Genomic DNA, 11,617 nt, shown 5'->3' with positions numbered 1-11,617 from the left:
GACTTAGCCCCTTGTTCGAGCATGATCTATTCGGAAAACCGCTTCGCACTTTTCCGGATCATGCTTTAGCCAGCCTCCGACGCATGCTCGCCGAGCACCCACTTCGAGAAGCGGATCTGGATGCCGTAAGGCGAATGCGCCTTCAGGATCTCCATCATGCCGTCGTAGGTCTCAGTGCGCGCCCAGTCCTGCTGCAACTCGAATGCATACTGGCACGAGGTGATCGGAACCGCGCCGGCCTGCACCAGGCGCTCCATCGAGCGGTTGTGGCACTCGATGGACAGGTCGCCGCATGCATCCGCCGGGATGTAGACCTCATAGCCTTCCTTCAGCATGTCCAGCGCCGGGAACATCACGCAGGCCTCGGTCCAGAGGCCGCCGATCACGAACTTCTTGCGCCCCGTCGCGGCGACCGCCTTGCGAAAATTGGCATTGAGCCAGGAGTTCATCGAGGTGCGGTCGATGATGTCGTGATTGGGGAAGAGCTCGGCGACCTCCGGCATGAACGGTCCGGAAAACGAATCCTTCGCCACCGTGGACAGCACGGTCGGAATCTTGAACAGCTTGGCGGCCTTCGCCAGGATCTGGACGTTGTTGAACACCACGAGGCGGTCGTGCGACTGGACGCCCTGGTACATCGCCGGCTGGTAGTCGATGAGCGCAATAGCGCTGTTGTCTGGGGTCAGCATATCGAGTTTGGACATCGAGATTTCTCCTTGAATTGACGATTGCCGGCCGGAGCGAATGACATCCAGCGTCCGTACGGCTTCGACTGTATGACCCGAGGTGGCGCCGCCGCTTGGACAGGTTGTTCGCTGCTTGGACGAAGTCGCGATGAAGGCTCGCGTGCGACAAAACTGCTCTCGGAGATGTCTCGCTCCGGGATCACGCCCTTCGGAGCTTGCCGACGGCGCGCTCAGCCGAGACCGCGAGGCCGTCCAAACAGCGCCGAGGCCGTCCAAGCCAAGGGGGCTTCCATCGATGAGTTTGGCGGAGGATGGCCCGACGCATTTGTGCGCGGCCATCGCCACCACAAAGGAGCAACTGATGGCGCTGCTGAAATTACGGGACGGTACCGACCTCTACTTCAAGGACTGGGGCAGCGGAAAGCCGATCCTGTTCAGCCATGGCTGGCCGCTCAGCGCGGACATGTGGGACGCCCAGATGCTGTTCTTCGCCAGTCACGGCTTCCGCGCCGTGGCGTTCGATCGCCGCGGCTTTGGCCGATCCGGCCAGCCCTGGGAAGGTTATGACTACGATACGTTCGCGGACGACATCGCCGAACTCGTCAAGCATCTAGACCTGAAGGACGTCACCCTGGTCGGCTTCTCGATGGGCGGCGGCGACATCGTGCGCTACGTCGCGCGTCATGGCTCCTCGCGGGTGTCAAAGCTGGCGCTGGTGAGCGCCGTGACGCCGCTGTTCGGCAAGACGGCGGACCATGACGGTGTCGACAAGGCCGTCTTCGATGGCATCAAGGCCGGCCTCGCCAAGGATCGCCCGCAATTCCTTGATGATTTCAGCCCGCTTTTCTATGGGACCAACCACGGCACCAAGGTCTCGCAGGGCGTATTCAAGCAGACGCTGCAGATCGGCTTGCAGGCCTCTATCAAGGCGACGATCGACTGCGTGACGGCGTTCTCGGAAACCGATTTCCGGCCGGATATGGCGAAGATCAACGTTCCCACGTTGGTGGTCCACGGCGACGACGATCAGGTGGTCCCGCTTCAGTACACTGGAAAGCTCGCGGCCGAGATGATCAAGTCTGCCACGCTCAAGGTCTATCCCGGAGCTCCGCACGCGACTGCCACGACCCACGCGGACCAGCTCAACGCGGATCTGCTCGAATTCCTCAAGGCGTGACATTGGGTGATCACATGACCGACGCTCCCCTTCTTGAACCGAAAGACTGCGCCCTCCTGTTCGCAGACCAGCAGGCCGGGCTCGCCTTCGGCGTTAGCTCGATTGACCGGCAAATCCTGCTCAACAACGTGGTCGCCCTGGCCAAGACGGCCACGGCGTTCAGCCTTCCGGTCATTGCTTCGACCTCTGCGACGAAAGTCTACAGCGGTCCGCTGATGCCGGCGATCAGTGCGGCCTTGCCTGGCATCGTCCCGATCGAGCGGCGCAACATGAACGTCTGGGAGGACGACAACGCGCGCGGGAAGATTCTCGCAACTGGCCGGCGGCGCCTCATCGTATCGGGACTGCTGACCGAAGCGTGCGTCAGCTTCACCGTTCTGTCGGCGTTGGCCGCCGGGCTCGAGGTCTACGTGGTCGGCGACGCCTGCGGAGGTCTCACCACGGTCGGCCATGACCTCGCGCTTCGCCGCATGGAAGCCGCGGGCGCACGGCCAACGTCGTGGATCCAGGTCCTTCTGGAATTGCAGCGAGACTGGACCCGCCATGAGACCTATGACCACGCGAGAGCCATCGTCGAGGCCCATGGCGGCGGATACGGGATCGGCTTGTCCTACGCGCGTGACATGATCCATCCGACCTAGGTTTCGGCGGAAGCCCTTCAACCTTCGGAACGAGCCCTGCGCCAGGCGCCGGGGCTCGTTCCCACGCTGCGCGAGAAGACCCGGGTGAAATAGCTCTGGTCACCGAACCCGCAGATCAGCGCGATATCCGCCAACGGCAGCCTGGTGGTGGTCATCAGGCGCTTGGCCTCATCGATCCGGAGCCGGGAGAGATATTCGTGGGGAGCGATGCCCGTGCTGCGCCGGAACGAGCGGGCAAAATGGCTCGGCGTCAGCCTGCACTCGGCCGCGACATCGGCGATCGTCAAACCGCTGGCGAGGCGGGCACGCATGATCTCCTTGGCACGCCGCTCCTGCCATGGCGCCAGTCCCCCTTCCTGAATGCCCTCGCGCGAGCTGAGATCACCGTAGGTCTGCGCGAAATGGGCGAGCAAGCTCAGTCCGAGCTGATCGACGAAGAGTTGATTGTTCGCGCTCTCCTCTTCGAGGGCGTTCAAAAGAACGTTTGAAAGCGTAGACAGATAGGGATCGCGCCGGTGACGGGTCCACTTCAGCGTGGAGATCGGCTTCGCGCTGTTCTCGTAGGCGAAGTCGTCAAGAGCGCGGCGCGGGATGTAGTACTGAAGCGCATCAAACGGGCCCCTGAACTCGCACTGTGGATTGTCGCGCAGGTCGATGACGCTTACGGTTCCCGCACCGAACGATCCGGAATACCTCTGGCGGCCGGCGAGCCAGCATGAGTGCCGGTCCAGATCGCCCAGTTGATGGAGGATGCTGAATGCCGGCTCCGACGGAATCGCCGCAGTCCGCTCACGAACAAAGCGAGTACATGTCAATCTCGTGATGGCAAGCGCGAGCTTGCCGTGGCGATTGATCTTGCGAACGCAATCGCCTTCCATTCCGAGGTGCGAGGCGAGTCGACGGCCGTAGAAGCCGTCGGATGAAGTATCGGTGTCGTCCATCGGAGCCCCGTCGAGATTCTGCACACCGCGCCGATGGTTATTCGCCGCCCCATCGCATGGCCAGTAAATCGTTCCAAAAACCACAGCTGACGATGCGGTGTTGCCGTCAACCACATGGAATTTGCAAGGTTTTATTTGGCTGCGGCCTTCCGCCGCGAGAGAGTTGCGTACATCGATGAGACGAGGACTTGATGAACGGCAATTTGGCTCAATTCGGTGAGGATTTGTGCCTCCATTTGGCTCGCCTGCAAGTGAGCCTTGACAACATCAACGGACTGTTCGCGAGGGACGCCGCTGCTCGTGATGCGGAATTCGCGAGCCGGACGCAAGAACTGCAGGCGGCCGTCAAGGAGTCCGCCGAACGCGCCGCAGCGCTTCGCGAGGCATTGCGCTCCGGCCTCGAACGCGACGCCACGCTCGCGCCCGAAACCCTGTCCAGATGGGTCAGCAAGCGGCAAACCGCGCAGCTGCACACCCGTGCCGATCTGATCGAGCAGATGGCCACGGTCGCCGTGGAATTGGCGGCACTGTCCACGGTCGAAGCCGAACGCCTCACCGTGACCGCGATCATGGCCCGCCGGCAGGCGATTGCCCTTCAGGTCGAGCGCGAAAACCAGCTGTGACGTCCTCGTTCGCGCGGACCTCCAAGGGGATGGACACCCTCCGGGCTGTGGCGTAGCAAGGTCCCTTGAGAAGGCCCATGGCTGACTGAAGGATGCCCGATCGCAACGACAGACCAGAGCGTACGTTTCTATTCGGACCGTTTCGCCTTTCCACCTCCAAACGAATCCTGCTCGAGGGCGACCGCGTCATTCGCCTCGGCGGCAAGGCGATCGATATCCTGATCGCGCTCGTGGAGCACGCCGGCGAACTGGTGAGTAAGCGCGCACTCGTCGAGATCGCCTGGCCCGATACATTCGTCGTTGAAGCGAACCTTACCGTCCAGGTGGCGGCGCTTCGCCGTGCGCTTGGCGAGGACGACAGCGCCAATCAGTACATCGTCAACAGTCCGGGACGCGGGTATCGCTTCGTTGCGCCTATCAAGGTGCTCGAAGAAGAGCGCCCGGCCATTGATCAGCCGGCGATGCAGGCGGCTCATAACCTGCCGGCGCAATTGAACCGGCTGGTCGGACGCGCGGAAGCGCTTCGAACGATGCAGCAAAAACTGGCCGACAGCCGCCTGCTGAGTATCGTCGGACCGCCGGGCGTCGGCAAGACGTCGGTCGCGCTTCGGCTCGCGGAAGCGATGTTGCCGCAGTTTCCGCACGGCGTGTGGTTGATTGACCTCGGCTCGATCACGGATGCATCGTTGATTTCGAGCGTCATTGCGTCCGCTCTTCCGATCGACGCACGTTCGAGCGACGTACTATCCGGCATCGCGGCGGCGCTCCGTTACAAGAGTCTTCTTCTGGTCTTCGACAATTGCGAGCATCTCATCGACGGGGCGTCGGCCGCCATCGGCGAGCTGTTGCGCGGCGCCGGCGGCATCAAGGTGCTGACCACGAGCAGGGAGCCGCTCCGCGTCGATGGCGAACAGGTGTTCCGGCTCCCTCCCCTCGAGGTGCCTCCAATCGGTGCGTCCCTCGGACCGAAGGACGTGCTGGGCTATCCGGCAGTTCAGTTGTTCGTGGAGCGGGCGGCTGCCATCGTCAACGATTTCGAGCTTACCGATGCCAATGCCGGCTTTGCCGCGCAGATCTGCCGCGAATTGGACGGCAACCCGCTCGCGATCGAGGTCGCGGCCGCGCGCGTCGACGCGTTCGGCGTCAACGGACTGGCCGCCAGGATCGAGGACCGCGTGCACTTGCTCGCGGATGCGCGCCGCGGCACGCCGGCGCGGCATCGTACGATCGCGGCAGCACTGGACTGGAGCTATCAGCTGCTGTGCGAGCGCGAGCGATACGTTCTCCGCTGCCTCGGCATTTTCGCCGGCAGCTTCACGCTGGAGGCCGCCGTCTCCGTGATTCCGGCAGCTGAGGGCGCCGACACCGCATCGATCCTCGCTGATCTGGTCTGCAAATCGCTGGTCTCGGTCGACATCGGCTCCGAGCGCACCCGATTTCGGCTGCTGGAGATCACCAAGGCATTCGCGCTTGCCAAGCTGGTCGAGCAATCCGAGCGGAACGAACTCGCCGCCCGGCTTGCGGCCTGCGTCACCGAAATGCTCTGCAGATACGCCGACGGCCCGAAACAGGTGCAAACCCTCAGGGATGCGGTCCAGGAACTCGATAATGTGCGCGGAATCCTGGACTGGGCGTTCTCGACGGACAGCCACGCGCAGGCGGGCATTGCGCTCGCGGCCGCCGCCGTACCCGTTTGGCTGGAGAATTCGCTGCTGACGGAATGTATCGCTTGGACGACCAGGGCGATCGACGCTCTCGATCCGGCGATCGAAAGCGAGCGCAACGAGATGGTCCTGAAGGCAGCTCACGGGCTCGCCTTGATGTTCACCCAGGGCATGACCGGCCAGTCGCGCGATGCCCTGAACAGGGCAATCGAGCTTGCGGCACGCCTGGGCGACCGGCAATGGGAGCTGAGGGCGCGGTTGGGCCTGATCGTTTTCCTGCACCGCCGCGGCGACTTCAAGGGCGCGCTGGAAGGAACGCAGAGGATCGAGACGCTTGTCGCTGACGCCGACGAGCCCGCGGCGCTGGCGATGACGAAAAGCGCGAAGAGTGCGTCGCTCTTCTTCCGCGCCGAGTATGCGACGGCCCTGGAACTCGCGCGCGAGGCCCACGAGTACTTCCGAACTCACAGCGACGTCTCGCAGATCGGCCGATGGGGACTGAACCACTCGGTCTATGCGCAATGCGTGATGGCGCGGGCCCATTGGAATCTGGGGCGCTTCGATCGAACTGTTCGAGCCTGCCTGTCGGCGCATTCCGAAGCGGAGGAGACCGGCAATCCGACGTCGATCTGCCAGGCACTCAGCTGGTGCGGGGTTTCGCTGTTCCTGAGCCTGGAGGACCTCGACAAAGCTGCTTGCGCGATCCAGCGGTTCAGGCAGGTGGCTCAGGATAACGATATCCAAAGCTACTTATTTTCGTCGATCGGTTTCGAAGGCAGGCTGCTGTTCCTGCGCGGCCAGATCGAGCCCGCCGAAAGATTGTTGCGAGAGGCGCTCTCGAAGCTGAGCGGCGCACAATACGAAAATGTATCGATCCCGTTTCTCGGCCGCCTGGCCGAGGTGCTGGCGGCGGACGATCGACCGGAAGAGGCGCTGCTGGCGTCCGCGGAATGCCTGGAGCGAACCAAGGCTACGGAGGCGCTCTGGCTGCTGCCGGATTCGTTGAGAATCCACGGCGATGTGCTGGCTGCATTGCAGGGACCCGACTCGGAACCGGCCGAAGCCCATTTGCGCGAGGCGCTCGAGGTTTCGGAACGGCAAGGCGCCCTTGGATGGGAGCTTAGGTCGGCCGAAAGTCTTGCAAGCTTCCTGCGTCAGCAGCGACGAACCAGCGAGCCTGCAGCGGTGCTCGAGCGGACGCTCGGAAAATTTACCGAGGGTTTCGACGCCGTGCCTTTCCGCCGGACCAAGGCCATGCTCGACGAGTTGCACAATCGCAAGTCCGGCTAGCTCAGAGGAGGCAGGATGTTTTGCAGCTCCAGACGACGCTCCTCGAGAAAGCCGGGCAATCTAAGATCTTCCCCGAGTTGATCGCGCGGCTCGTCGACCGCGAAGCCGGGCCCATCGGTTGCGATCTCGAAAAGCACGCCGCATGGCGCCCGGAAGCCGATCGCAGTCAGATAGGTTCTCTCAATCGGTTCGGTCACGGCGATGTCGTGCCGTCTTTGAAGCTTCCGGATCATTTCGGATTGATCTTCGATATTGGCCGCGCGGAAGGCGACATGCCTGATCGTGCCGCCTCCAAGCCGGCCCCGCGACGACGCGCCCACCATTCGCAGCGTCAGCGTGCCCCCGGGACCATCATGTGCGACGAACCGGATCGAATCATCGGCCTGTAAAACGCGCCTGAAACCCAGTACGTCCTGGAGGATGTCGACCGTGGCGTCCTCCGCGCGGACGTTCAGGGTGATGTCGTTCAATCCCATGACCGCTCGAATGGCATCGCTGCGCCCGGCGTCGCGACGATCCTGCTCCGCTTCCACCAAAGCAAGCGTGGTTCCGTCCGGATCGGCGAAGCAAAGCAGCGGCTCGCCAAATGGCGAATGATCGAACCGGCACGCGACGTTCGCGGCCTCGAGCCGCTCTGACCACCATTTGAGCGATCCGGCCGGCACACGAAGGGCGGTCTGCACGACTTCGCCGACCCCAACCAATCCCTTTGCGACGCATCGCCATGCCAGGGTACTCAGCACCGTTCCCGGGCTCCCGGCCTCGTCGCCATAGTAGAGATGGTAACTGCCCGGGTCGTCGTAGCAGACCGTTTTCTTGACTCGTTTCAGACCGAGAACGCCGGAATAGAAACGCGCAGCGCACTGCGCGTCATCAATGATGGTCGTGACGTGATGAAGTCCACGGGATGGCGAGCACGATCTGTCTGGTTCGGCCACGATACGCGCTCACCGTTGCCTTGCTGAATAGTAATAAAAAGAATCCTTCATAGCCGATATGTAATCCTCGATTTGACGATCCAAATCACACACGAACGCAATTCGTCGTCCCTGCTCCCGCCATCGGCAATCGCAGCTGTCTGACCACTTATTGAGGCGGATACCGGTCGAAATGTCTTGGATTTTCGCCCGATCACGTGGCGGGCCAGACGGACTTGGGAGCCACAACCGGCAGCATCCTCACTCTCAACCTGGACGCAATCGTACAACCGCGCGCCAGGATGTGCAATCAGCCGGACTTGTTTTGGATCAACATCGGAACAAGATCGAGGCCGCCCGCGGCGGTTCAGGGGATCAGATCGCAATGGACGACGTCGGACACGACACAATCAGGGCCAACGGCATTCGTCAGCACTATCGCCACGCGGGCTCCGGTCCACCGGTCATCCTGCTCCATGGCTTTCCCGAGACGAGCTACGCCTGGCGCTTCCAGATTCCTGAGCTTGCGCGGCGATATCGCGTGATAGCGCCAGACCTGCGCGGCTACGGTGACACCGACAAGCCTTCGAGCGGCTACGACAAGAGGACGATGGCCAATGACATCGTCAAACTGGCAGAGGCTCTTGGCATCGGCCGATTCGCACTGGTTGGGCATGATCGCGGCGCGCGGGTTGCTACGCGCCTGGTGAAGGACCATCCCGCGCTGGTCGACAGGCTCGTCGTGATGGACAACGTGCCGACGCGGATTGTCGCGCGCGAGATGAATGCGCAGATCGCGCGGCAGTACTGGTTCTTCCTGTTTCATCAGGTGGCCGATCTACCCGAGGCCCTGCTGGCGGGCCGCGAAGAGATCTGGCTGCGTCACTTCTTCTCCGACTGGTGTCATGATCCCCAGAGCATCTCCGATGAAGCAATCGCCGCCTATGTGAAGGCCTTTGCCGCCGATGGCGGCGTCCGCGGAGCCCTGTCCGACTACCGGGCCGGCCCGGAGGACATCGCACAGGACCTTGCAGATGCCGACAGCAAGATCGCCTGTCCGGTGCTCTCGATCTGGGGAGAGGACTTCGGTGCCGTCGGAAAGCTGTTCGACATGCAAGCGGTCTGGAGCGAGATGGCCGAGAACCTGCGGGTGGCGCCGATCCAGCGCTGCGGCCACCTTCCGCATGAGGAGCAGCCCGAAACGGTGACCAGATTGCTGCTCGATTTTCTCGATGGTTAGACGACGGCCGGCTGATCGCGCACGACAATGGAGAGGATCATGACCCCGGCCCGCACGTTCATCGCGAGCGCAATCGCTTGCCTCCTGCTTGGACCGAATTGCGAAGCGGCCGCTCCGCTGCAACACACGCAAGCGCCCGGCTTCTACCGGATCATGCTCGGTGAGTTCGAGATCACGGCGCTCCTCGATGGCACCCACCCCTTTCCCGTTCATGAGGTGATGACCCGGAACGAGGCGGCGGCCGATGGGAGCCGCAAGGCGATCAGGCTTTCGGATGTCCGTCCCGGCGAAGCCGAATCCCGTCTCGCTGCGGAGCGGCTTGCAGCCCCCGTGGAAGGTTCGATCAACGCTTTCCTGATCAACACCAGGAGCAAGCTCGTGCTGATCGACAGCGGCGCGGGCAGCCTGTACGGAGACTGCTGCGGCCATCTCATCGAAAACCTGATCGCTGCCGGCTACCGGCCCGAGCAGATCGACGAGGTCTATCTCACCCACCTCCATGCCGATCACGTCGGAGGTATAGCCCCGCATGGCAGGATAGCGTTCCCAAACGCCATCGTCAGGGTCAGCCAGAATGACCTCGACTACTGGCTCGATCCGAAGAGCGAGGACGAGGCACCAGCCTTCCTCAAGCCCATGTTTGAAGGCGATCGCGCCTCGTTGAAGCCCTATCTGGACTCTGGCCGCTTGCGGCCGTTCCAGCAGGGCGCAGAGCTGTCATCCGGGATTCGCGCGCTCCCGACGTTCGGCCATACGCCGGGCCACACCTCCTACGAGATCACGAGCGGACCGCATCGGCTGCTGGTGTGGGGAGACCTTGTCCACGTCGCACCGATCCAGTTTCCCGATCCCGCCGTGACCGTGACCTATGACAGCGATCCGCTCGCGGCCGAGGCCGAACGCGTGGCAGCGTTCTCGGATGCTGCGCGAACCGACACGTGGATCGCCGCCGCCCACATTGCCTTCCCGGGCCTGGGACACGTCCGCGCCACGGGCAGTCGATTTGAATGGATCGCGGCGAATTACACGACGGTCCTGCGGCGCTAGCTGCCGATGCCAATCTTGCGAACAGCCCAACCGAAGGTGAACAACATGGCAGGTCTCTTTCGTCCCGCAGCGCTCGGCGACCTCAGTCTCCCGAACAGGATCGTCATGGCGCCGATGACGCGCTCGCGCGCCGACGAGCATGGCGTCATCAATGGCTCCGCCGGCGAATATTACGCGGCGCGCGCCGGCGCCGGCCTGATTATCAGCGAGGGCATCAACGTTGGGCCGATGTCCAACGCCTTTGATCGAACGCCCGGCCTGTGGACCGACGCGCAGACCGAGGGCTGGAAGGCGGTCGTCGAGCGGATCCACAAGCAAGGGGGCCGGATTATCGCGCAGCTCTGGCATGCCGGCCGCGCGAGCGCGCGCGGTTTGCTGTCCAACAGGCAGCCGCTGTCACCATCGGGCGTGAATAACGATCTGGAACGGCTGCAGGTATGGGCGCTGCTCGCCAATGGCGCCTATGTGCGCGTCGCGGCCACGTCGTCGCGTGCGATGACCACGGCGGAGATTGAGGCCGTCGTGGACGAATTTCGACGGGCGGCGGCCAACGCCATTCGCGCCGGGTTTGACGGTGTGGAGATTCACGGCGCCAACGGCTATCTGGTTCACCAGTTTCTGTCACCGACGATCAATCTGCGGACCGATCAGTACGGCGGAAGCATCGAAGCGCGCTCCAGATTGCTTCTCGAAATTGTTGCGGCGATTTCCGACGTCATGCCGCGATCACGGATAGGATTGCGGCTGTCGCCCTTTGCCGATTACAACAGCACGCGGGACCCGAAGCCGGAAGACACCTATGGTCGGCTCGCGCCGTGGCTACAGACCGCGGGGCTCGCCTATCTGCACCTTGCGGACACCAACGCGTGGACTGGAGCGCCGGACTACGAGCGAATGCTGGCGATATTCCGCGAGCACTATCGTGGGCCTCTCATCGTTAATGCCGGCATCACGCCCGAGCGTGCAGCCGACATCGTCAATTCCGGCGAGGCTGACGCAGTCGCGTTCGGCCGCCTCTTTCTCGCCAATCCGGACCTCCCGGCGCGGATACGAGCTGGTGGTCCCTACAACTCGCCACAGCCGGTCGGAATCTATGGCGGGTCGGATGCGGGGTATCTCGATTATCCGAGCCTACCGTTCATTGACGAGCAAATTGGTCGAGGAGAATAGGAATTTCCGGGTGGCGGTCGGACCAATGCGCTAAGTCCCGCCGCCAACGCCGAGCGCTCGAAATCACAGAAAATCGTAAGGCTGGCGGACAAATTCGCAGCCTTGGTAGCGGAAGACCGCTACTGCCTTTCCCCACACGACGCAAATCTGCGATATTTCTTCCGGTCGTCCGCCTAAACTCAGAAACTTGTCGAGCGGTGGGTTCAAACCGGGGGCATGCA

General features: G+C 62.8%; 10 protein-coding genes. 7 read left to right on the top strand and 3 right to left on the bottom strand.

Annotated elements, in window-relative coordinates:
- Positions 1-65 precede the first annotated feature (65 nt).
- Positions 66-704, bottom strand: coding sequence for a hydrolase (locus JQ573_RS24495; protein ID WP_212315909.1), 639 nt, complete (start codon positions 702-704; stop codon positions 66-68).
- 343 nt (positions 705-1,047) lie between these two features.
- On the opposite strand from JQ573_RS24495, the gene JQ573_RS24490 reads away from it, so the two are divergent.
- Both JQ573_RS24490 and JQ573_RS24485 read left to right on the top strand, forming a co-directional pair.
- Positions 1,048-1,863, top strand: a complete 816-nt coding sequence (locus JQ573_RS24490) for an alpha/beta fold hydrolase (RefSeq protein WP_212315911.1) — start codon at positions 1,048-1,050, stop codon at positions 1,861-1,863.
- A gap of 14 nt (positions 1,864-1,877) precedes the next feature.
- On the top strand, positions 1,878-2,504 hold the full coding sequence (locus JQ573_RS24485) for a hydrolase (RefSeq protein ID WP_212315913.1): 627 nt from the start codon (positions 1,878-1,880) through the stop codon (positions 2,502-2,504).
- 17 nt (positions 2,505-2,521) lie between these two features.
- Here the strand turns inward: JQ573_RS24485 and JQ573_RS24480 are convergent, their stop codons facing one another.
- A complete protein-coding gene (locus tag JQ573_RS24480) occupies positions 2,522-3,445 on the bottom strand; it encodes a helix-turn-helix domain-containing protein (RefSeq protein WP_212315914.1) in 924 nt (307 codons plus the stop codon).
- 191 nt (positions 3,446-3,636) lie between these two features.
- Between JQ573_RS24480 and JQ573_RS24475 the strand changes: the two genes are divergently transcribed.
- Positions 3,637-4,068 (top strand): hypothetical protein, encoded by a 432-nt coding sequence (locus JQ573_RS24475; protein ID WP_212315915.1) that lies wholly within the window; start codon positions 3,637-3,639, stop codon positions 4,066-4,068.
- A 92-nt stretch (positions 4,069-4,160) separates the two neighbouring features.
- Positions 4,161-7,022: a winged helix-turn-helix domain-containing protein gene (locus tag JQ573_RS24470; RefSeq protein ID WP_212315916.1), complete on the top strand. Its 2,862-nt coding sequence runs from the start codon at positions 4,161-4,163 to the stop codon at positions 7,020-7,022.
- Here the strand turns inward: JQ573_RS24470 and JQ573_RS40810 are convergent.
- The gene (locus JQ573_RS40810) at positions 7,019-7,960 is read right to left on the bottom strand and encodes a ring-cleaving dioxygenase (RefSeq protein WP_212315917.1); all 942 of its coding nucleotides are present in this window, start codon (positions 7,958-7,960) and stop codon (positions 7,019-7,021) included. The genes JQ573_RS24470 and JQ573_RS40810 overlap by 4 nt on opposite strands.
- 283 nt (positions 7,961-8,243) lie before the next feature.
- On the opposite strand from JQ573_RS40810, the gene JQ573_RS24460 reads away from it, so the two are divergent.
- Genes JQ573_RS24460 through JQ573_RS24450 form a run of 3 tightly spaced genes read left to right on the top strand, consistent with a single transcriptional unit; the run spans position 8,244 to position 11,396 of the window.
- Positions 8,244-9,179 (top strand): alpha/beta hydrolase, encoded by a 936-nt coding sequence (locus JQ573_RS24460; protein WP_312011612.1) that lies wholly within the window; start codon positions 8,244-8,246, stop codon positions 9,177-9,179.
- A gap of 39 nt (positions 9,180-9,218) precedes the next feature.
- Positions 9,219-10,226, top strand: a complete 1,008-nt coding sequence (locus JQ573_RS24455) for an MBL fold metallo-hydrolase (protein WP_212315918.1) — start codon at positions 9,219-9,221, stop codon at positions 10,224-10,226.
- A gap of 6 nt (positions 10,227-10,232) precedes the next feature.
- Positions 10,233-11,396, top strand: coding sequence for an alkene reductase (locus JQ573_RS24450; RefSeq protein WP_312011611.1), 1,164 nt, complete (start codon positions 10,233-10,235; stop codon positions 11,394-11,396).
- The last annotated feature ends 221 nt before the right edge of the window (positions 11,397-11,617 follow it).

This window comes from Bradyrhizobium sp. AUGA SZCCT0105, assembly GCF_018129565.1.
In the GTDB taxonomy this organism is placed as follows: domain Bacteria; phylum Pseudomonadota; class Alphaproteobacteria; order Rhizobiales; family Xanthobacteraceae; genus Bradyrhizobium.
The sequence above is the reverse complement of the archived record's forward strand: the minus strand, read 5'-3'. Positions and strand labels throughout refer to the sequence as shown.